The sequence below is a fragment of the Paraburkholderia sp. RL17-383-BIF-A genome (assembly GCF_046028015.1).
GTDB lineage: Bacteria > Pseudomonadota > Gammaproteobacteria > Burkholderiales > Burkholderiaceae > Paraburkholderia.
In genome coordinates, this window is sequence record NZ_JARESR010000009.1 from 219,403 (window position 1) to 240,526 (window position 21,124).

Genomic DNA, 21,124 nt, shown 5'->3' on the forward strand with positions numbered 1-21,124 from the left:
TCGATCCTCACAACCCACTACTTCGCCATGCTAATCAAAATCAAGACGTTATCCGCCACCGCATTGATCGCTGCATGCGGTGCCGCCCACGCCAACGCCAGCTCTGTCACGTTGTACGGGTTGATCGACTACGGCGTGAATTACACGAGCAATAGCGCAGGCGGGCGCGTGATCGGCGGCGCGAGCGGCATCATGCAGGGCTCGCGGTGGGGCCTCAAGGGCGTCGAGGATCTGGGCAGCGGACTATCGGCCATCTTCCAACTCGAGAACGGCTTCGACCTCGGCAAAGGTACGGCCTTGCAGGGCGGCGCGCTGTTCGGCCGGCAGGCCTACGTGGGGCTGTCAAGCAAGACATACGGCACAGTGACGCTCGGGCGTCAGTACGATTCGCTCGTGACCTTCGTCGAATCGCGCATGAACTCCGCGAATTACGGCGGCGGCACGACCGCGCACCCGGGCGATCTGGATAACCTGAACAACAGCAAGCGCGTGAACAACTCGGTCAAGTACACGAGCCCCGAGTTCAGCGGCTTGACCGTGGGCGGCGTGTATGGTCTGGGCGGCCAGGCTGGCGACTTCGCGCGCAACCAGATCTGGTCCGTCGGCGCAGGCTATGAGTACGGCGCCTTCTCCGCGGGCGCCGCGTATATGAACGTGCGCAACCCGAATCAGTCATTCTTCACGGCTACGCCGACCAATGTCGCGGGCTCCGCTCTCAACAACATGACCGCAAGCCCGATCTACAGCGGCTACGCGTCGGCGCACTCGTATCAGGCCGTCGCCGCCGCCGGACGCTATACGCTCGGAGCGGCCACGTTTGGCCTCGTCTACAGCAACGTGCAGTTCAAGAATCTCGGCGACACTTCATCCGGCTCGAATCCGTTGCGGCTCACGGGCACCGCGAAGTTCGACACCGGTGAATTCAACCTCACGTACTTCTGGACGCCGTCCCTTGCCAGCGAGTTCGTCTACAGCTACACGCATGGCTCGGGGGTGGGGACCATCGGTAGCTCGGCGTACAACAACGTCTCTATGTCGCTCGACTACTACCTGTCAAAGCGCACCGACATCTACGTCCTCGGCAGCACGGAGTTCGCGAGCGGCACCGATTCCACCGGTCACGCGGCGCGTGCGACGCTCAACGCGCTGACAGCGTCATCGACGAACCGGCAGACCTTCGTCCAGTTAGGGATTCGGCACAAATTCTGACGTATCGTCAAGCACATCGTGTAGCAAGGTGAGCGCAGATGTCGGTCACCGCCCTGTTTCACTAAAGCGGAGCGGTGGCTACGCGAATTCCGACAGAGTCCGCCATGAACCAACTGATCGATCGTCGGCTCTCAATATAGCAACGGCCGCGTCGACGGCGGCCGCATTGTTTGTTGCCTGCTTCGTTACACCCACAGGGCAGTTGAAACCCTCAGCCAGTTGCAGCGCCGTCGCGCACGTGGGCGGGCGGCGCAGCTTCGCCAGCGGTGGCTGAGTCATGGTCGGTCGTGGCGGGCAGCGAAGCAATTTCCACGCGTCCCAGCGAAATCACGATGGCCGCCAGCACCAGCGATCCGGCAAAGAGCGCGAACGTGTAGAACGGATCGGGATTGACCGACGCAACCACGCCGACGATCACCGGCCCAAGTATGCCACCCACGCGGTTCAACCCGACGGCAACCCCCATCCCCGTGCCGCGCACTTCGGTCCGATAGCTCATCGCCTGATAGTTGTTGAGCACTGCCTGTGCGCCGAACACGAAGAAGCCTGTCGCTGCGATCAGCGCAATCGCTTCGGGCTTACCGAGCATCGTCGTCAGACTGCCCATGAAAACAGCCGCCAGGGCGAAGCCGATGATCATCGCGCGAATCCGGCTGCGCAGTCGGTCTGCGAGCCAGCCCATCGAGATGCCGCCGAACACCGACGCAATCATTACGAGCGTCCCGTAGCCGAACGCCGACGACACACCCTGCCCTTTGGCCACCACGAGCGACGGCAGCCACCCGGTCAAACCGTGAATGCAGAACAGGCTTAGCGAACCGACGATCCAATGAACGATCGTATTGCGACGGTATGTCGGCGACAGCAGTTCGCTGATCGCCCCTGCACGCGCGGCGTTGGCCATAGGCAGGATGCGGGCTTGCGCATAGTCATGCGCCTTCTCCGGGCGTGCCTTGCAAAGCAGCGTTAGCACCTCGTCGTAGCGGCCGCGCAGGGTGAGATATTGCGCGGATTCCGGCAGCCATTTCATGGCCGCAAGCGCGACCCCGGCGGACAGCAGCCCGACGAAATACAGCGATTGCCAGCCGAACAACGGTGTCAGCGTAATACCTGCGATGCCCGCAAAGATGCCGCCCGCGGAAAAGCCGAACTGGAATACCCAGGTAGCAAACGTATTGGCGTTGCGGCGCGGCGCCCATTCGTTGATGCAGGTTAGCGCGAGCGGCGTAACCATGCCGAGCGCGGTACCGAGCACCAGCCGGACCACCGCGAAACTCAGCGCAGAATCGACTACGGTGGCAAGCAGGCCGCTGGCCGCCGTCAAGGTCCACAGTGCGATCAGCATCACCTTGCGTCGGCCGATCCGGTCGGCGAGCAGTCCTTGCAGCACCGAGCCGACAGATAGGCCGACAATGCCGCTCGACAGCATGATGCCGATCATCGACGGGGACGGATGCCAGAGCTTGCGGATCAGAGGAATGACGTAGGCGGCGTTGAACAGATCGTAGCCGTCGAAGAACATGATGAACGCAACCAGGACTGCGAAGCGCAGATGGAATTTCCCGACACGTGCGTGCGCAAGTTCTTCGCGCACATTGATGAGCGTAGCCAAGATTGTCTCCGTTAATTTTTTCAGGCGTCGCTTCTGTCTGCGACTTGGCCTTCATTCTTCCCGGCCGGATGGCCGCACGAAGCGGCCATCCGGATGCTTATCCGCGAAGGGTTGCTTCCAGTTGCGCGAGTTCGGCTTCGAGTGCGCTCGCGCTACCTGCCACGCCATACACGTAATGATCGGGGCGCACGATCGCCGCACAGCAACCCTGCCGATCGAACCAGCCCGCCAGTACGCCATCGAGTTCGATCAACGCGGGACGCCCGTTTTCGACTACGGCATGATGCACGTCACCATCGGGCGCCAACGCGATCAAACGTGCACCGAGCCTTTCAGCCGCCGCGTGCACCTGTTGCGTTGCCGGCGCGCCGCCAAGTGTTACCACGCGCCAGCCCTCCCCCACCACGACGTCGAACAGCGCATTCGCGTCGCCATGTGCGACACGGGGCTGCGGAAACAGAGTCCCGTTGGCCGCGTGCACGTGCCCGGACAGCAGACCGCCTTCCAGCTTCGGCACGATCTCCTGACGCGTGATGGTCTTGATCACACCGCCCGCTTCACGCAGAAGACGTGCATCGCGCTCGCGTGCCGCCACGGGATCGCGCTCGCAGATCAACCGGCCGATATCCTTGATTCGTGAGGTCAACTGTTTGACGTGCGCACTGCGTTCGACCTGATACGTATCGAGCAGCGACGGCGCCGCGTCTCCGCGCATCACCGCGTTCAGCTTCCAGATCAGATTGACGACATCGCGTATGCCCTGGCACATGCCTTGGCCGATGAACGGCGGTTGCTGGTGAGCCGCATCGCCCGCGATAAAGACCCGGCCATGACGCCACTGTTTCGCGACCAGCGCGTGAAAGCGATAGCTGGCGGCGCGCCACAGTTCGCCATCAGCCTGCGTCAGCCAGCGGCCCAGCAGCTTCCACACCTGCTCGTCCTGCTGCATCTCGCGCGGATCTTCGCCGGGCATCAACATGATCTCCCAGCGACGATGTCCGCCCGGACCGACGATGTAGGTGCAGGGCCGCGATGGTTCGCAATACTGGATCGCGACTTTCGGCAGCTTTTCGATGCCCTGCTCGTTGACGCGCACGTCCACCACCAGCCACGGTTCGTCGAATTCGAGGTCTTCGTAGCCGATGCCGAGTTGCGTGCGCACGGTGCTCGACGCCCCATCGCAACCGATCAGATAGTTGCAGGTCACCGTGCGGGCCGCGCCGGTATCGTCCTTCAACTCGACCGTGACGCCGTCAGCCGTTTCCTCGAAGCCGACCAGTTCGATGCCGAGCGCCACTTCGACGCAGTCGTAGGCACTGGCGTGCTCACGCAGCGCAGCCTCGACGGGCGGCTGGGTGAACACCATCGTCGGCGTATAACCAAGCGGGTACGGCTTGGGCACCGTATCGATCCGTTTGATCAACTGACCGTCCACGCCGTAATACTCCGACGGCGGAAACACGGCCACGTGTTGCGCAATCTCATCGACGACACCCAGGCCCTGGAACACCCGCATGATCTCGTGATCGACCGCGATCGCGCGTGGCTTGTCATACACGGTCCGCGAGCGATCGACACATAAGGTGCCGATGCCCAGTTTGCCCAGCAAACCAGCGGCCACCGCCCCCGATGGACCGAAGCCGACTACGACTACATCGAAATGGCTCTTCATCGTGCTCACCGCGCCGTTGCTTCGTCCTGAACCGTGTTCTGCAGGCGGCCCACGCTTTCGATGTCGACCTCCACCCGGTCACCGTGCTTCATGAAGACCGGCGGATTGCGTGCGAAGCCCACGCCCGCAGGCGTGCCCATCACGACGACGTCGCCCGGTTCGAGCGTCAGACACTCGCTCAGCAGTTCGATGGTTTCGGCGACGCCCCAGATCATGTCGGACGTGTTCGCCTGCTGCATCACCTCGCCGTTCAGGATCAGGCGCAGCGACAGACCTGCCGCTCCCGGCGGCAGTGCGTCGGCGCTCACGAGCCACGGACCGAATGCGCCCGTGTTGTCGAAGTTCTTGCCGATCGTCCATTGGCTCGTGCGCTTCTGGTAATCGCGTACCGAGACGTCGTTGAAACACGAATAGCCGAACACGTAGTCGAGTGCCTGCTCGCGCTTGACGTGGCGAGCGCGCTTGCCGATCACCATCACCAGTTCCGCTTCGTAGTCGAGCTTGTCGGAGATCTGCGGGCGAATCACCGGGTCTTCGTGCGCGATCAGCGACGATGCGCCGCGGAAGAAAATCAGCGGATAAACCGGCTTGAGATTGCCGCCTTCTTTCGCGTGGTCGTAGTAGTTGTGGCCGAGGCAGACGATCTTGCCCGGCTCCGGCAGCACCGGCGCAAGCGTCAGCGACGCATACGGCACGCGATGGTCCGAACCCGCCGCGATGACGCGCTTCGCGGCCGCGACCACGTCGACGCCGGCCTTGAGGGCGGCGCGCAGGTCTGCGGGCACTGACGGATCGGCCTTGTTCAGGTCGACCACGTCGTCGCCGTCGATCACACCGAGGCGAGTCGTGTCGCCGGATTTGAAGGTAACCAGTTTCATTGTCTATTCCGAGGATTGAATGATGTAAAGCGGTGCGTCGTGCGCACCGGTCATTTCCGTGCAGAAGCAGATGCGTGGAAGAAGATCGATTTCTGGGCCGCTTTCATCTTCTCGGATGGTGGCTTGCCGATACCCCACTGATCGATCCGGCCAGGCGGCCATTTCCAGTCGTCGGGACCGCCGGTGCGATAGGTGTCGTCCACCTGCTGCACTTCGGCGGTGTATTCGATGACGAAGTCGAACGGCCCCAGGAAATACGCGAATGCGTTGTTGCCAGGACCATGACGCCCCACGCCCCACTCGATCGGATAGCCCGCGTCGTTCATGCGGCCACCGCCGCGCATCACCGAGTCGAGGTCCGGCATCAGGAACGCGATGTGATTGAGCGTGTTCTCCTGCGAGTCCGCGAGCGCGATGCTGTGGTGATCGCTGCAGCAACGCATGAAGGCCATGATGCGCGTGCGATCCGACAGGCGGAAGCCGAGCGCCTTCTCGAAGAACGCCTGCGCCACCGACACGTCTTCGCTATTCAGCACGACGTGCGTGATCTTGATGGGACGGTCCTTGATCGGCTCGTCATTCGCATGACTACGGTCGCCCGCGATGAAGCGCAGCACGCGGCCTTGCGGGTCGAGTGCTTCGAGCAGCGTGCCGCCGCCGGGCATTTGCGTCGGCGCCGGACCGGTCAGCACCTTGCCGCCATGCTCCGTGACAGCGGCGGCGATCGTGTCGAGGCTCGCCACTTGCGCGACGCTGAACTCGATTGCGCGTACATCGGCGCGTTCGCTTTGCACCAGCGTGAGGATGTGGTGCGCGGCACCCGTGCCACGGAAATACACCGCGTTGGGCCGGCGCGTCAGTTCCGTGAGATGCCATGTATCGGTGTAAAAACGTGCGGCTGCTTCGAGATCGGGCACGCCGATTTCGATGCCTCTCAAGCCTGTGACAAGGCACTGGTTCATGTATTGCTCCATCAACTGATTGCCAGAAACGCCTGAGCGTTTCGATAGATGAGGCGTTCGACAGTCGGCTCGTCGAAGTGCATCGACTCGATCTGTCCAACAGGATTTTTTTCGCGGAACGCGAACGGGTAGTCGGTGCCGAGCATAAGTTGCGATTCGCCAAACAGGGCGAGCAGGTGGCCAAGCGTGGCCGCGTCGAACACCAGCGAGTCGTAATAGAGCTTGCGGGCCTGTTCGACGGGCGACGCCTGCAAACTTTCACGCAGTGGGACGAATACCTCGCTCGCCCGTTGCAGGCGGGGCAGCAGCGAGCCAAGCGTACCGCCGCCGTGACTGAATGCCATTCGCAGTCGCGGACGCCGAACCAGCAGATTGCTCGTGATGACCGACGCGGCGGCAAGACCGACGTCGGTGGGATAAGCGAGCGCCTGCAGCAGTTGTGCGGGTCCGACCAGGCGATCTTTGCCGGTCGGGCGCAAGGCGTGGACGAACACGGCGGCGCCGAGCGATTCGGCGGCTTCGAAGAAGGCATCGAACTGCGCCGCGCCAACAGGAACGCCATTGATATTGCTGCCGATCTCGACGCCCGCGAAGCCTGGCGTCTGCATCAGCCGTTCGAGTTCGCGGATCGCCAGATCGATGTTCTGCAACGGCACTGCGCCGAGGCCCAGCATGCGCCCGTCGCTGTCGTCCACCATCATTGCAATGACGCCGTTCATGTATTGCAGCAGGGGCAATGCGTCGTGCGCGGTCATCCAGTAGGAGAGCAACTCGGGCATCGGCGAGATAGCTTGAATCGCCACGCGCTGGTCGTCCATGTCCGCGACCCGTTTGCCGGTATCCCAGCAACGGTCCGACACCGTGCGATAGACGCTGCCGTCGATCATCACGTGACGATGGCACTCGTGCGCCGCCGCCATCGACGGCCAGTCGCGCGGCACCTTCGCACCGATGTAGCGCGGCAGATCGGCCGGCACGACGTGGCTATGCACGTCGATGCCGCGACATCGGCATGCGTATTTCAACTGGGAAGACATGGCGACCTTGCTTGCAGACTTAACGATAGGACAGCGCTGCGGCGCAAACGCCGTCGATGCAGATCTGCTCGTCTTCGTCACCTGTGCCGCCGCTCGCACCGATTGCGCCGAGCACGGCGCCGCTCGCCGAAGTGATGACAATCGCGCCGGTCTGCGGCACGAACTTCCCGGCGCTTGCTGCGCCGATCGCGCTGAAGAACACGGGATTGTCTTTCGCGCGCTCCAGCAGCGTGCGTGTCGCGACGCCCATGCCGAACGCCGCCGCGGCTTTTCCGTGGGCGATATCGAAGCGCAGAGCGGTCGCACCGTCCTCGCGACTCGTCAGCTTGACGAGACCCGCTTCGTCGAGCACGACGACCGCCATCGGCCGAAAGCCGTGGCGACGCGCGCTGGCCAGCGCCTCGGCGACAATCCGGTTGGCTACTTCCAGGGAAACGGTTTCCATTTTCGAGCTCGCGACATCAGGTTGAGAGCGATCATAATATATACAAAACGTCAAAGTCCAACATTTTGTGTATTGTTATAGGGAAACCCCTTACTCGCTATCGTTTTTAACGCGGCACAGGGCTTCGGATATACTTCCGAGCAGAATGATCTACCTGGAGGTGTTTCTTGTCCCGCATCATTGCGACTCCCGGAGCCAGCACGGGCATGGCGGGCGCGCCAGCCGCCACGCTCGCGACGAACCTGTATGACCGCATTCGGGCGGACCTGCTCGACGGCAAGCTGGAGCCTGGGCGCAAGCTGCAGATCGAGTTTCTGTGCGATCACTATCAGGCGGGGCAAACGCCCATGCGCGAAGCGCTCAACCGGCTCACTTCGGACGGGCTGGTCGAGCGCCGCGACCAGCGCGGCTTCGCGGTAGCAGGCATCAGCGCCAGCGACCTGCGCGAAATCACGCGCACCCGCTGCTGGCTCGAAGAGGTGGCGTTGCGCGAGGCATTTGCGACACGCTCGGTCGAGTGGGAAGAACAGGTGGTGCTGGCCTATCATCGGCTGTCGAAAATACCCCGTTCGCTCAGCGAGAGCGAATACAAGGAAAACCCGGAATGGGAGCGGCTGCATCGCGCTTTCCACCGCGCGTTGATCGGCGGCTGTCAGTCGCGCTGGCTGATCAACTTCTGTGAGCAGCTTGCCGACCAGCTTTACCGCTACCGCCAGTTGTCGGTGCGTCGCGTCTACCCGAAACGGCATGAGCGCGAGGAACATAAGGCGATGCTCGAGGCGGTCGTTTCCGGCGATGCCGCCACCGCAATCGAACTCGTCACCTCGCATTACCAGAAAACCGCCGACATCATCCTGGCCGACGCGGACCTCTTCCCGCCGGTCAACTAAGCCCTCTTTCTCCACAGCCGGGTCATCGCGCAAGCGAAGGCCCGGCTCGCGCACGCGTACGCCGCAGCCAATGCACGAATTGTGGATTTCCCTGGCTTTGTATATTTTTTGTTGACCTTCGATTCTTTCTACACAAAACTCCTGAAAACCAAAAACGGCCGCAGCGCGGCCATCAGGAGACAAAATGAAAATCAGACAGGCGGCGCTGTCCGCACTTGCAGTGACCGCAGCATCGGTGACTCCTTCGGCTTTTGCTCAAAGCTCGATCACGCTTTACGGGATCATCGACGCCGCTGTGCAATACGCGAACACCGGCGGTCATACGGTGGTCAGGCAGGACTCAAGCTCCGTTGCGCCGTCGCGCTGGGGGCTGACCGGCACGGAAGACCTGGGCGGTGGCTACAAGGCGATTTTCAAGCTGGAAGACGGCTTTAATGTGAACACCGGCGCCATCGCGGGCAACGGGGCGCTATTCAACCGGGAAGCGTGGGTCGGAATCCGCGGCCCGTTCGGCCAGATCCAGATGGGCAACAACTACACGCCGCTGTTCATCACCTATGTGAACTACTCGCTGGGTGAGCTGAACACGCTGGCCTGGGGCAATGCCGCCAACAACTACGTGTTCATTCCGTCTGCCCGCACGGCCAACTCGGTGCGCTTTACCTCAGCGGTGGTGAGCGGCTTCACGCTGCGCGCGTTGTATGCGCGTGGCACCAACGGCGCGAGCGGGGTGCCCGCTTCACTGGGCGACACAGCGTCGGCGGGGCTGAACTTCAAGGCCGGCAGCTTTTCGGCCGATGCGGATTATCTTCAGCAACGGTTTGCGCCCACCGCCACTCTCACACCGACCACCAGCGTACAGACCGGCCGCTACTACCTGTTTGCCGCTTCGTACGACTTCGGCTTCGTCAAGCCGTCCGCGCTTTATCAGATGCATCGAAATGCCGGGGGGCTCACCACGTCGATTTCGAGCGCCTTCGCGTCGCCGGATCACGATTTTTATGAAGTGAATGCGCTGTTTCAGAATGTGTTCGGCAGCTTCGGCTCGGTGCTGGTCAGCTTCGGCCAGTACATCCTCAAATCGAATGGTGACGGCGACTCGACTTCGTACGCGATCCGTTACGACTATCACCTCTCGAAACGTACGGGCGTCTACGCGGGTGTCGCCGAAGTTCGCAACCATAGCAAGGCGTCGTTTTCGGTCAGCAACGCGGGCGGACCCGGCATTTCGGTTGCTGCGGGCAAAAACATCACAAGCGGGATTGTCGGGCTCGTTCACATGTTTTAGTCGAAAGGTTGGACGCCCGCAGTCAGGTGATCGTATGTGCATTGCATGAGACGCACTGTGCCGCCGACTGAGTGTAGCCTGACAGAACGCCAGCAGGGCGTTTCGGCGGAAGGCAGCCGGAGTCGAACCGACCTGAGAGCGTCTGACGCCCTCAACTGGGTTTGAAGCCCAGCCGCACCACCGGATACGAATGCCTTCCTACGGTGATTGAACTACACGTCGCCGATCAAAATCGACGAAAGCCGATCAAAGCAGATCGAGCCAGCGACTATCCGCGCGCATCAGATGCAGCCCACGGTGGAAGCGAGTATACCCAACCCGGTCGAAGAATTCCAAAAGCTGAATAGCCCGTTTGCGCCCCAGTCCCGTCACATCGCGAAACGGTGCGGCTGCAACCGTACCGGCATTCTTTTGCGCCTCAGCGGCCGCAATCGAAGCCAGTTCCCGTATCACCTCCTGGTGATAAAACAGATCACGCACGACCTGAAACAGCTCGCCTTGTCGCGCGAGCTTGCGCATCAATTGACGCACACGCTCTTCACCTACACCGTTCGCATTCGCCAGATCACGCACCCACGGCGGATCGAACCGTCCCGCTTTCACCGCGGGCAGCAGCGCCGCCGCGAGCGCGCGATCGGCGTCGTCGAGCGTCACTGTGTGGCCTGGCAAATGCAGCCAGGGCCCGCGTTTGACAATCTCACCACGCATAGCGGCATCGTCGACGAGCGCGCGCCATAACGCATCGTCCACTAACGGCGCAGCGATCCGCCGCAAGCGCGAGACATCCGGGCCCAATTCGTCCGGGGAGCGTTCATGGTACTCGGCGAGCGTGGTCGTCAATCGTGTGTTGAGCGTTTGCCAAGGCGTATCAGCGACCAGCAATGCGTCCTCGCCAGGCATATCGACCACGTGCGTATCGGGCGGCAACGAAAGCGCAGCAGCCGGCATACCCGTCAAGCGTTCCAGCAACGAGCGCGACAAACCATGCGGCGCTCTTGCGAAGATGGCGTCCAGCTTGCCGGTATCGAGCATGATCTGAAGCGCGTCGAGCCACGCGAGCCGTTCAACTGAACGACGCTTGCGCGACGGCGCGAACGGATCGAGCACATGGCCGCCGCCAATCGTGCGATCGGCCTGCGCGTTGCGCACTACGAAGCGATCGCCGGGCAGCGCACAGACCGGACGCTCGAACACCAGTTGAACGCGGGCACGCTGACCGGCGCCGAGTGTCTCCCCATCGAGCAACGCAACATGCGCAACCTGATGCTGCGTGCCCAGATGCACATGCAGCGGCGCCCAATGCTCCAGCGTGACCGATGCATCGGCGAGCAGCGTCAGCATGACGTCGACCCGCTCCGACGCCTGCGAGAGGCGCGGGTCGACGATCCAGTCACCACGATCAATCGCACTCTTCTCGATGCTCGCGAGGTTCAACGCGCAGCGCTCGCCGGCTCGCCCCTTCTGCGCCGCACGATTCTGCGCGTGAATGCTGCGCACGCGCACCGGTTGATTCTTCGGCGCGAGCAGCATTGTATCGCCGACCGCCACGCTCCCCGATACCACCGTGCCGGTCACGATCGTGCCTTGGCCCGCGAGTGTGAAGACACGATCGACCGCGAGACGGAACAACCCGTCATCGCGCTTCATGCGCCATGCCGTGGCCGCCGCGAACAGATGAGTCTTCAGCGCAGCCACGCCGGGATCATCGGAATGCGTCGCGCAGGTGTCGAACACGGGCGCGTCCTCGAGCACACTGCCGCTCAGAAACGCGCTCACTTCGTCATGCACTTCACGCAAACGCTGCGCGTCGACCCGGTCCACTTTGGTCAGCGCGACGGCGCCGCGCCGAATGCCGAGCAACTCGATAATGGCCAGATGCTCGCGGGTTTGCGGCATCACGCCGTCGTCGGCGGCAATCACGAGCAGCGCGAAATCGATACCGCTCGCGCCAGCGGTCATGGTATGCACGAGCTTTTCGTGGCCGGGCACATCGATCAGGCCGAGCACGTCGCCGTTGTCGAGCGGCACGTACGCATAACCCAATTCGATCGAGATGCCGCGCACTTTTTCTTCCTTGAGACGATCCGTATCGACGCCCGACAGCGCTTTCACCAGGCTCGTTTTACCGTGGTCGATATGTCCCGCCGTACCGACGATCATGCGTGCGCGCCTTTCAGTTGCTCGATCAGTTGCGCTTCATCGGCGGCTTCAAGACAGCGTAGATCGAGACGCAACGCGTCGTCCGCAATTCGGCCGATGACAGGCCGCGCCATCTCGCGCAGCAGCTTTTCGAGCGCGAGCAATTGACGGCCACCTCGCTTGCCGTCCGCCATTCTGACGACGAGCCCGAAGCTCGGCAGCACATCGACAGGCAAAGCGCCACTGCCGATCTGACTGAACATGGGCTCTGCCGCCACCGCATAGCGTTCGCCGAGCGCCTGCTGCAAGGCGGGCTGTACGCGCTGCGCAGCGAGCCGGATCTCGTCGGCGGGACGGGTGAGCAAGCGCAGCGTGGTGAGCCGCTCCGTGAGCTTCTCCGGCGTGCGATAAAGCTGCAGCACAGGCTCCAGCGCGGCGAGCGTCAGTTTGCCGACACGCAACGCGCGTTTGAGCGGATGCTTCTTGATCTTCGCGATCAGATCGCGCCGCCCGACGATCAAACCGGCTTGCGGTCCACCCAGCAACTTGTCGCCACTGAAGGTGACGAGGTCGGCGCCGGCTCTGATGGTTTCACGCACGGTCGTTTCGCGCGGCAAACCCCATTGGCCCAGATCGACGAGCGTACCGCTGCCGAGGTCCACGGCAACCGCAAGACCGCGTGCATGGGCGAGCGGCGCGATTTCATCCAGACCGACTTCTTTGGTGAAGCCGTTGATCGCGTAGTTGCTCGCGTGGACTTTCATCAGCAGCGCGGTTTGCGGGCCGATGGCTTCGTCATAGTCCTTCAGATGCGTGCGGTTCGTGGTGCCGACTTCGCGAAGCCTCGCGCCCGCGCGGCTCATGATGTCCGGAATGCGAAACGCGCCGCCGATTTCCACCAGCTCGCCACGCGACACGATGACTTCTTTCTTCGACGCCAGCGCGGAGAGCGTAAGCAGCACCGCAGCCGCATTGTTGTTGACCACGGTAGCCGCTTCGGCTCCCGTCAATTCGCAGATGAGTTCGTCGATCAGATCGTCGCGATCGCCACGCTTGCCGGTGTCGAGGTCGAATTCGAGGTTGGCGGGTTGCGTCAGCGCCTTCACGACGGCCTGCACGGCCTCGTCCGGCAGCAATGCACGGCCGAGATTGGTATGCAGCACGGTGCCGGTCAGATTGAAAACGCTACGCAAGCGCGACTGGTTGCGTTGGCGCAGCGCGGCTTCGACCGCGCCCTTCAGTTGCGCGGTGTCGAGCGCGCTCACGGATGCAGCGCCCGACTGCGCGCTCGCGCGCCAGTTGTCGAGCGCCTCACGCACCGCGCCCAACACCTGCGTGCGGCCGTACTCGCCGATCAGCGCCGTGAACTCGGCCGACGCCATCACCTTTTCCACCGACGGCACGCGCGCCATCAGGGCCCGCAATTCAGAGCCGCTCACATCGCTCACGAGGCAATCCCTTTTCTAGTCTAGTCGTGTCCAGTTGCTGCTAGTCGGACTCGCCGGAAGACTCCGCCGCACTGTCGGCCTGTTCGGGCCACAGCCACGGATGCGGCGACGCCCGCCGGTAACCTTCCGCGCCCATCAGCAGATCCAGCGTGAGACTGGCGAGATCGTCCGCGAACGGTTCGAAATCGTAGTCCTTCGACTGAATGCCGATCTTCCGGTAAGTATGGCATTCGTCGCACGATTCGGCCTTCAGCGCGGCATTCTTCGATTCGGTTTCGCGCGTGGCTTCGTCGGCATCGGGCGAGCCGACCGTGTGATAGGCAATGCCCTTGGTCGAGTCGCAGTTCGAGCACTTCGCGCGAACCATGTGCCATTCAGTCGAGCACAGCCCGCATTGCAGGTAGCGGTAGTTATCATACGCTCCACCCACCCGCACGATGCTGGCCACCGGATGCGATCCGCACACGGGACACAAACCGAGGGTTTCGATGTATGGCACCTCGCGCTTGTCGATATCGGCGGCAAGGTCGGTCCACACCACTTGCAGCGCGGCGACGATGAACGGCGCGCTCGCCGGATCGACCTCTTCGAAGCGCTGCGCGAAGATCGCGTCGGCCTGGAATTCGAGCGCGGCGGTATCGAGCGTGCGCAGGCGGGCGATCAGCGCTTCGAGCGGCGGCGTGAGCGGCCCCGCTACCGCCACCTTGTCGAGCAGTTGGCGCAGCACGTCGCGCCATGCCGGATCACGCACACCGGAAAGCGCCGGAATCAGCGGCATGGAGTGTTGCTGCGCGCTCGCGATCAATTCGGGGCTCGGCGGCTGTGCCTTGAAGTTCGCCATCACGGCTTGCTGCGCGTCGGCGAGCACCGCCATCAGGCGCAAATAACCGGCGATCGGATTGTGAAGCGCCGCGAGCTGGCGCAGGCGCGCAGCGCGCGCCGAAAACACCGCGAGCCGCTCCGGTGTGCGGATGCGCGGAATCGCCGAATGGTCGAGCGATTCGATATCGCCGGCTTCGAGAATACGTTGAACCACAGTATCGACCTCTGAAAACTGAAAAGCCGCCGCCCTTCATCGAACAAGGGCGGCGGCTCGGGTGCAGCGCGCTTTGCATCGCGCTGCCTGGGTTGCCTGGGCGTGGCGCGCTATTTACCGATGATTTCCTTGAACCAGTTCGGATGATGCTTTCTCGCCCACCCGTAGGTCACGGTGCCGCGCGTCATGGCGCCGATCGACCCCTTGATCCACAACGCCGCATAAATATGCACGACGATGCCGACGATCAGCACGAACGCCGCCGCGGCATGCACCACGGCCGCGAGCCGGATAATCTCGATCGGAAAATAGAACGAGAAGTAGCGCCGCCAGATCACGATGCCGCTCGCCAGCAACAGCAGCAGGCAGATCACCATCGTGAAAAATAGCAGCTTTTGACCGGCGTTGTACTTGCCGATCGCGGGGAGCTTTTCCTCGCGATTGTTGAGCACGTCGTCGATCTGCCTCATCCACTGAATGTCGGCCTTGTCCAGATAGTTGTGGTGCCAGAAGCGCAACGCAAGAATCAGGAACGAGAGAAACATCACGCAGCCCACGAACGGATGCAGAATCCGCGTCCATTGACCGCCGCCGAAGATCGCATAGAGCCACGACATGGCCGGATGAAACATGGCGAGGCCGGAGAGCGCCAGCAGCACGAACGTGATGGCGGTGATCCAGTGATTCGTACGCTCATTGGGCGTGTAGCGCACGATCAGGCTGTTGCCCCTCACGTCCTTCAACTCGGTATGCTCAGGGTGCTTCATTGGATGCCTCCCGCGAACGGCGTGCTTCGTCGGCTTCGTGCTGGGCTTCGGCTTCTTCCGCCTCGCTCACCTCGTTCGGACCCACACGCGTGTAGTGGAAGAACCCGGCCACCGCCGCGAACGCGATACCCGCGAGCGCCAGCGGCTTGGCCAGTCCTTTCCACAGCCCGACCATCGCGCTGATCTTCGGATTCTGCGGCAAACCGTGATACAGGTTCGCTTTGTCGGCGTGATGCAGCACGTACATGACGTGCGTGCCGCCCACGCCGGCCGGATCGTACAAGCCGGCATTCTGGAAACCGCGTTCCTTCAGATCTTCCACCCGGTCGGCGGCCTGCTGCTTCATGTCCTCCTTGGTGCCGAACATGATCGCGCCGGTCGGGCACGTCTTCACGCAAGCCGGTTCCTGACCGACCGCCACGCGGTCCGAGCACAGCGTGCACTTGTACGCGCGGTTGTCCTTCTTCGAAATGCGCGGCACGTTGAACGGGCAACCGGTCACGCAATAGCCGCAGCCAATGCAGTTTTCCTCGTGGAAATCCACGATCCCGTTCGTGTACTGCACGATCGCGCCCGGCGACGGGCAGGCCTTCAGACAGCCCGGATCCTCGCAGTGCATGCAGCCGTCCTTGCGGATCAGCCACTCGAGATCGCCTTCGGTGTTCTCGTATTCCGAGAACCGCATGACGGTCCACGAATGCTCGCTCAGATCGCGCGGGTTGTCGTAGATGCCGGTCGTCGTGCCGACTTCGTCGCGCAGATCGTTCCACTCCATGCAGGCGGTCTGACACGCCTTGCAGCCAATGCACTTCGACACGTCGATGAGCTTGGCGACCGTGCCCGTGACCGGCTCACGCACTTGCGGTTCAGGCAAGGTCGTGGCCGAGAGGCGTTTGATGTCCAGTGATTGCAGTGCCATCTCTTTTCCTTATGCCTTTTCGACCTTGACGAGGAACGACTTGAATTCCGGTGTTTGCGAATTCCCATCGCCCACGGAGGGCGTCAGCGTATTGACGAGATAGCCCGGCTTCGTGAGTCCCTTGAAGCCCCAATGCAACGGCAGGCCAACGGTCTGGACTTTCTTTCCTTCGATCATTAGCGGCTTGATCCGCTTGGTAACGAGCGCCACGGCAATGATATGCCCGCGATTGGACGACACCTTCACGCGATCCCCGGCCACCACGCCCACTTCCTTCGCCAGATCCTCGCCGATCTCCACGAACTGTTGCGGCTGCACGATCGCATTCAAACGGGCGTGCTTGGTCCAGTAGTGGAAATGTTCGGTCAGACGATACGTGGTCGCGGTGTGCGGGAAGTTCTCGTGCGTGCCGAACGCAGCCTTGTCGTCGGGGAACACGCGTGCCGCCGGGCTGCTGACCACCAGCTTGTTGTCCGGATGCAGCGGGTTGTAGCCGAGCGGCGTCTCAAACGGTTCGTAGTGCTCGGGGAATGGCCCTTCCACCAGACCGTCACGCGAGAAGAAGCGCGCCACGCCCTCCGGGTTCATGATGAACGGATTCATGCCGTTTTCGGGCGGTTCGTCCACCTTGAAGTCGGGAATATCCGCTCCCGACCACGTCTTGCCGTTCCACGCGATCAGCTTGCGCTTCGGATCGAACGGCTTGCCGCTGACGTCGCATGAAGCGCGGTTGTACAGAATCCGCCGGTTCGCAGGCCAGGCCCATGCCCAGTTGAGCGTGTTGCCGATGCCGGTCGGATCGGAGTTGTCGCGCCGGCCCATCTGATTGCCCGCCTGGGTCCACGAGCCGCAGAAGATCCAGCAACCGCTCGCGGTGCTGCCGTCGTCGCGCAACTGCGCGAAACTCGCCAGTTGTTCGCCCTTCTTCGCGAGCACCTTGGTTTTGTCGGTCGCGTCGGTGACGTCGGCGAGCGCCTTGCCGTTGAACTCCATCGCGATTTCTTCCGGCGTCGGGCTTTCCGGGTTGGCATACGGCCAGCTCATGTTGAGAATCGGATCGGGATACTTCCCGCCGTTCTTCTTATAAGCCTCGCGAATGCGCAGCCACAACCCCGACATGATCTCCAGGTCGCTCTTCGATTCGCCGGGGCCGTCCGCGCCCTGCCAATGCCACTGCAGCACGCGGCTGGAACTGACCAGCGAACCGCGTTCTTCCGCGAAACAGGTGGTCGGCAAACGGAACACCTCCGTTTGAATCTTCGACGGATCGACGTCATTGAACTCGCCGAAATTCTTCCAGAACTCGGACGTTTCAGTGGCGAGCGGATCCATGATGACGAGCCACTTCAGCTTGGCCAGACCCGCGCCGATCTTCGCCTTGTTCGGCGCGGCGGCGAGCGGGTTGAAGCCCTGCGCGATGTAGCCGGTCATCTTGCCTTGATTCATCAGCTCGAAGACCTGCAGCATGTCGTATGACTTATCGAGCTTCGGCAGATAGTCGAACCCGAAGTTGTTCTCCGCGGTCGCGTTGTCGCCCCACCACGACTTCATGAAACTGACATGGAATGCGCGATAGTTGCGCCAGTAGCTCAACTGATTCGGCCGCAACGGCTGGCTCGCGCGCTTCGTGATGAAGGCGTCGAAGTCCTGCTCGGCTTCCAGCGGCAGCGTCATGTAACCCGGCAAGAGGTTCGACATCAGGCCGAGGTCGGTCAAACCCTGAATGTTCGAGTGACCGCGCAGCGCATTCATGCCGCCGCCCGCAATGCCGATATTGCCCAGCAGCAATTGCACCATCGCGCCGGTGCGGATGATCTGCGCGCCGATCGAGTGATGCGTCCAGCCGAGCGCGTACAGGATCGTACCGGCGCGTCCCGGCACTGCCGTCGATGCCAGCATCTCGCACACCTTGAGGAATTTTTCCTTCGGCGTGCCGCAAATTTTCTCGACCTGCTCGGGCGTATAGCGCGAGTAGTGCTGCTTCATCAGTTGATAGACACAGCGCGGGTGCTGCAACGTCGGATCGACTTTGGCAAAGCCGTCGTCGCCGCGTTCGTAATCCCACGAACTCTTGTCGTACTTGCGCTTCTCGGCGTCGTAGCCGGAATACAGGCCGTCGGTAAACGAAAAGTCCTCACGAACGATGAACGGCATGTCCGTGTAGTTCTTTACATACTCGTGCTGGATCTTGTCGTTGGTGAGCAAATAGTTGATCACCCCACCTAGGAACACGATGTCCGAGCCGGTCCGAATCTGTGCGTAATAGTCCGCAACCGATGCCGTGCGCGTAAAGCGCGGATCGACCACGACCAATCTTGCCTTGCGGTGCGCCTTGGCTTCGGTGACCCACTTGAAACCGCATGGGTGTGCCTCGGCCGCATTGCCGCCCATCACGAGAATCACATCCGCGTTCTTGATGTCGACCCAATGGTTCGTCATCGCTCCACGGCCAAACGTCGGGGCAAGACCTGCCACCGTCGGGCCGTGTCAGACACGTGCTTGATTATCGAATGCGAGCATGCCAAGACTGCGTACAGTCTTGTGCGTCAAATAACCGACTTCATTGCTACCGGCCGATGCTGCGAGCATGCCGGTGGTCAGCCAGCGGTTGACCTTCTTGCCGTCTGCGGTTGTCTCGACGAAGTTGGCATCGCGATCCTCCTTCATCAATTTCGCAATGCGGTCGAGCGCGTCTTCCCACGAAATGCGCTTCCATTCATTCGAGCCGGCCGCGCGGTACTCCGGATACTTCAGACGGCTCGGGCTATGAATGAAGTCGATCAGGCTCGCGCCCTTCGGGCATAGCGTGCCGCGATTGACCGGGTGGTCGGGATCGCCTTCGATGTGAATGATGCTGGACTTCGCGTTCTTGGCGTTGTCGCCCAGTCCATACATCAGGATGCCGCAGCCTACCGAACAGTACGGGCAGGTATTGCGGGTTTCGGTTGTGCGCGACAACTTGTACTGACGGACTTCCGCTAACGCGGGCGTCGGTGAGAAGCCCATGAGGGCGAGACTCGATCCGGCTAGCGTGGTGGCGGAGACCTTCAGAAATTGTCGCCGGGACATATGGGGCATTGAATGGCCTCGGCTCTTTTTGGGATACTGATCATGATTATAGAGGCCGACATAAAGTCCTGCAGCGAGAACTTCTACCAACTACCAGGCGATCAAATATGAAGCGGAACAGCCGGCATCTCAAAGGCGGGGCATTGTTTTTGCTGAGAGGGTAAGTGACGAATCCACCCTCACTTCGGATCCTTACCCACCCATGACCCACCATCCGCTCCATTCATCTCACGCAGGCAATTTTTGCAGCGCAGTAAAACAGCGGCTGCCGGCAGCTGTCGCGTCATTTGCGCTCGGCATGGCGATGTTCGCGTCCAGTCAATGCAGCCTTGCTCAGATCACTCAAGGCAGCGGCTCGTCGCAGCAGGAAAAGCGCACATCTTCAATGGGATCGGCGCCCGATTCGTCCGCGTCCATGGTTCATGAATCAAACAAGCCGCAAACGAAGGATGGCGGCTCGGCGAATTCACGCGGCAAGACCGCAGGGCAAGGACACAAGACGCAAGGCGCGGGCGGATTCGAGAACGGGCTCTACGGCACAGGGGCGGGCAGCAATAAATAGCGCGTCGACTCGCCGCGTCATGGCGGCGCGCTTTGCGCCGCTTCTCTGCGCGGAGAACGAACACCATTCATAATGCGGTGATTCGTAGCCTGAAATGTCCGCCACAATGACCGATACCCCTGCCCAAGCAAGCACGTCTCCCCGCCTGACCAGTCTGTCGCACGGCGGAGGCTGTGGCTGCAAGATCGCGCCTGGCCTGCTGGCCGATCTGCTCAAGCGCAGTGCACCATTGCCGTTCTTTCCCGACCTGCTGGTCGGCAACGACACAGCCGACGACGCCGCCGTCTACAAACTCAACGACGAGCAGGCGATCGTCGCCACCACCGACTTCTTCATGCCGATCGTCGACGACCCGTTCGACTTCGGCCGCATCGCCGCGACCAATGCGCTGTCCGACGTGTACGCGATGGGCGGCAAGCCGCTCATGGCGCTGGCCATCGTCGGCATGCCGATCAACGTGCTGCCGCACGACGTGATCGCAGCCGTGCTGAAGGGCGGCGAATCCGTATGCGCCGAGGCCGGCATTCCGCTCGCCGGCGGTCATTCGATCGATTCGGTCGAGCCGATCTACGGCCTCGTCGCCATCGGCGTGGTCGACCCGAAGCGCGTGAAGCGCAACGCGGGCGCACAAGCGGGCGATGTGCTGATTCTCGGTAAGCCGTTGGGCGTGGGCATTCTCTCGGCGGCACTGAAGAAAGACCGGCTCGACGCAGCCGGCTACGCGGCCATGATCGCCGCGACGACCAAGCTCAATCGCCCGGGCGCCGAGCTGTCGAAGCTCGACGGCGTGCATGCGCTCACGGACATCACGGGCTTCGGCCTGCTCGGCCATACGCTGGAACTGGCGCGCGGCTCGAACCTGACCGCCCGCGTGCGCTACGCGGACCTGCCGTGGCTGCCGGACGTGGTCGGCCTCGCGGAAGCCGGCATCTTCACCGGCGCTTCGGGACGCAATTGGGACGCATACGGTCGAGATATCGTTTTGCCATCCTCATTGCCGGCGACGGCGCGCACCCTGCTCACCGATCCGCAAACCTCGGGCGGCTTGCTGGTCTCGTGCGCGCCGCAAGCCGTCGACGAGGTTCTCGCCCTGTTCCACGCCGACGGGTTCGGCGCGGCCTGCGTGATCGGCGACATGGTCAGTGGCGAAGGCCGCGTCGAGGTGATCTGAAGGAGCCGGCCGGCGCAAGC

17 protein-coding genes and 1 tRNA gene are annotated in these 21,124 nt (G+C 62.2%); 5 read left to right on the top strand and 13 right to left on the bottom strand.

Annotation, left to right across the window (positions count from 1 at the left end; all coding sequences use genetic code 11):
* Window positions 1-27 precede the first annotated feature (27 nt).
* Window positions 28-1,209, top strand: a complete 1,182-nt coding sequence (locus tag P0D71_RS13730) for a porin (protein ID WP_408480465.1) — start codon at window positions 28-30, stop codon at window positions 1,207-1,209.
* A gap of 211 nt (window positions 1,210-1,420) precedes the next feature.
* On the opposite strand, the gene P0D71_RS13735 is transcribed toward P0D71_RS13730, so the two are convergent.
* The 6 genes from P0D71_RS13735 to P0D71_RS13760 form a co-directional block, all read right to left on the bottom strand.
* On the bottom strand, window positions 1,421-2,821 hold the full coding sequence (locus P0D71_RS13735; protein WP_408184776.1) for an MFS transporter: 1,401 nt from the start codon (window positions 2,819-2,821) through the stop codon (window positions 1,421-1,423).
* Window positions 2,822-2,918: 97 nt separating this feature from the next.
* Window positions 2,919-4,493, bottom strand: coding sequence for a bifunctional 3-(3-hydroxy-phenyl)propionate/3-hydroxycinnamic acid hydroxylase MhpA (gene mhpA / locus P0D71_RS13740; protein ID WP_408480514.1), 1,575 nt, complete (start codon window positions 4,491-4,493; stop codon window positions 2,919-2,921).
* A 5-nt stretch (window positions 4,494-4,498) separates the two neighbouring features.
* On the bottom strand, window positions 4,499-5,371 hold the full coding sequence (locus P0D71_RS13745) for a fumarylacetoacetate hydrolase family protein (RefSeq protein WP_408184777.1): 873 nt from the start codon (window positions 5,369-5,371) through the stop codon (window positions 4,499-4,501).
* A 50-nt stretch (window positions 5,372-5,421) separates the two neighbouring features.
* A complete protein-coding gene (locus P0D71_RS13750) occupies window positions 5,422-6,333 on the bottom strand; it encodes a VOC family protein (RefSeq protein ID WP_408184778.1) in 912 nt (303 codons plus the stop codon).
* Between the two features lie 11 nt (window positions 6,334-6,344).
* Entirely contained in the window at window positions 6,345-7,370 is a 1,026-nt protein-coding gene (locus P0D71_RS13755; protein WP_408480467.1) for an amidohydrolase family protein, read from the bottom strand.
* Between the two features lie 19 nt (window positions 7,371-7,389).
* Window positions 7,390-7,815 carry a GlcG/HbpS family heme-binding protein gene (locus P0D71_RS13760; protein ID WP_408480469.1) on the bottom strand — a complete coding sequence of 142 codons (426 nt, stop codon included), beginning with the start codon at window positions 7,813-7,815 and terminating at the stop codon, window positions 7,390-7,392.
* Between the two features lie 167 nt (window positions 7,816-7,982).
* Between P0D71_RS13760 and P0D71_RS13765 the strand changes: the two genes are divergently transcribed.
* Window positions 7,983-8,705, top strand: a complete 723-nt coding sequence (locus P0D71_RS13765) for a GntR family transcriptional regulator (protein ID WP_408480471.1) — start codon at window positions 7,983-7,985, stop codon at window positions 8,703-8,705.
* A 184-nt stretch (window positions 8,706-8,889) separates the two neighbouring features.
* On the top strand, window positions 8,890-9,993 hold the full coding sequence (locus P0D71_RS13770) for a porin (protein WP_408480473.1): 1,104 nt from the start codon (window positions 8,890-8,892) through the stop codon (window positions 9,991-9,993).
* A gap of 106 nt (window positions 9,994-10,099) precedes the next feature.
* Here the strand turns inward: P0D71_RS13770 and P0D71_RS13775 are convergent.
* The 7 genes from P0D71_RS13775 to fdnG all read right to left on the bottom strand — a co-directional run bounded on the left by P0D71_RS13775 (window position 10,100) and on the right by fdnG (window position 19,380).
* Window positions 10,100-10,192, bottom strand: a tRNA-Sec gene (locus P0D71_RS13775).
* Between the two features lie 47 nt (window positions 10,193-10,239).
* Window positions 10,240-12,153: a selenocysteine-specific translation elongation factor gene (gene selB / locus P0D71_RS13780; protein ID WP_408480475.1), complete on the bottom strand. Its 1,914-nt coding sequence runs from the start codon at window positions 12,151-12,153 to the stop codon at window positions 10,240-10,242.
* Entirely contained in the window at window positions 12,150-13,580 is a 1,431-nt protein-coding gene (gene selA, locus P0D71_RS13785) for an L-seryl-tRNA(Sec) selenium transferase (protein ID WP_408480477.1), read from the bottom strand. Before selA ends, selB begins: the two co-directional genes overlap by 4 nt.
* 40 nt (window positions 13,581-13,620) lie before the next feature.
* On the bottom strand, window positions 13,621-14,616 hold the full coding sequence (gene fdhE / locus P0D71_RS13790; protein WP_091804196.1) for a formate dehydrogenase accessory protein FdhE: 996 nt from the start codon (window positions 14,614-14,616) through the stop codon (window positions 13,621-13,623).
* A 110-nt stretch (window positions 14,617-14,726) separates the two neighbouring features.
* Complete coding sequence (locus P0D71_RS13795; protein ID WP_091804199.1) at window positions 14,727-15,383, bottom strand: formate dehydrogenase subunit gamma; 657 nt, start codon at window positions 15,381-15,383, stop codon at window positions 14,727-14,729.
* Window positions 15,370-16,302: a formate dehydrogenase subunit beta gene (fdxH, locus tag P0D71_RS13800; protein ID WP_007176169.1), complete on the bottom strand. Its 933-nt coding sequence runs from the start codon at window positions 16,300-16,302 to the stop codon at window positions 15,370-15,372. The genes P0D71_RS13795 and fdxH overlap by 14 nt, the downstream gene beginning before the upstream one ends.
* A 9-nt stretch (window positions 16,303-16,311) precedes the next feature.
* Window positions 16,312-19,380, bottom strand: coding sequence for a formate dehydrogenase-N subunit alpha (fdnG, locus tag P0D71_RS13805; protein ID WP_091804204.1), 3,069 nt, complete (start codon window positions 19,378-19,380; stop codon window positions 16,312-16,314).
* 193 nt (window positions 19,381-19,573) lie between these two features.
* Between fdnG and P0D71_RS13810 the strand changes: the two genes are divergently transcribed.
* Together P0D71_RS13810 and selD are read left to right on the top strand one after the other, a co-directional pair.
* Window positions 19,574-19,933: a beta-xylosidase gene (locus tag P0D71_RS13810; RefSeq protein ID WP_408480480.1), complete on the top strand. Its 360-nt coding sequence runs from the start codon at window positions 19,574-19,576 to the stop codon at window positions 19,931-19,933.
* 106 nt (window positions 19,934-20,039) lie between these two features.
* Entirely contained in the window at window positions 20,040-21,104 is a 1,065-nt protein-coding gene (selD, locus tag P0D71_RS13815) for a selenide, water dikinase SelD (RefSeq protein WP_408480482.1), read from the top strand.
* Window positions 21,105-21,124 lie beyond the last annotated feature (20 nt).

Bases quoted from the DNA above. Each gene is read 5' to 3' on its own strand.
- P0D71_RS13730 (WP_408480465.1), top strand. From the start codon at position 28: ATGCTAATCAAAATCAAGACGTTATCCGCCACCGCATTGATCGCTGCA.
- mhpA (WP_408480514.1), bottom strand. From the start codon at position 4,493: ATGAAGAGCCATTTCGATGTAGTCGTAGTCGGCTTCGGTCCATCGGGG.
- P0D71_RS13745 (WP_408184777.1), bottom strand. From the start codon at position 5,371: ATGAAACTGGTTACCTTCAAATCCGGCGACACGACTCGCCTCGGTGTG.
- P0D71_RS13750 (WP_408184778.1), bottom strand. From the start codon at position 6,333: ATGAACCAGTGCCTTGTCACAGGCTTGAGAGGCATCGAAATCGGCGTG.
- P0D71_RS13755 (WP_408480467.1), bottom strand. From the start codon at position 7,370: ATGTCTTCCCAGTTGAAATACGCATGCCGATGTCGCGGCATCGACGTG.
- P0D71_RS13760 (WP_408480469.1), bottom strand. From the start codon at position 7,815: ATGGAAACCGTTTCCCTGGAAGTAGCCAACCGGATTGTCGCCGAGGCG.
- P0D71_RS13770 (WP_408480473.1), top strand. From the start codon at position 8,890: ATGAAAATCAGACAGGCGGCGCTGTCCGCACTTGCAGTGACCGCAGCA.
- selB (WP_408480475.1), bottom strand. From the start codon at position 12,153: ATGATCGTCGGTACGGCGGGACATATCGACCACGGTAAAACGAGCCTG.
- P0D71_RS13795 (WP_091804199.1), bottom strand. From the start codon at position 15,383: ATGAAGCACCCTGAGCATACCGAGTTGAAGGACGTGAGGGGCAACAGC.
- fdxH (WP_007176169.1), bottom strand. From the start codon at position 16,302: ATGGCACTGCAATCACTGGACATCAAACGCCTCTCGGCCACGACCTTG.
- P0D71_RS13810 (WP_408480480.1), top strand. From the start codon at position 19,574: ATGACCCACCATCCGCTCCATTCATCTCACGCAGGCAATTTTTGCAGC.
- selD (WP_408480482.1), top strand. From the start codon at position 20,040: ATGACCGATACCCCTGCCCAAGCAAGCACGTCTCCCCGCCTGACCAGT.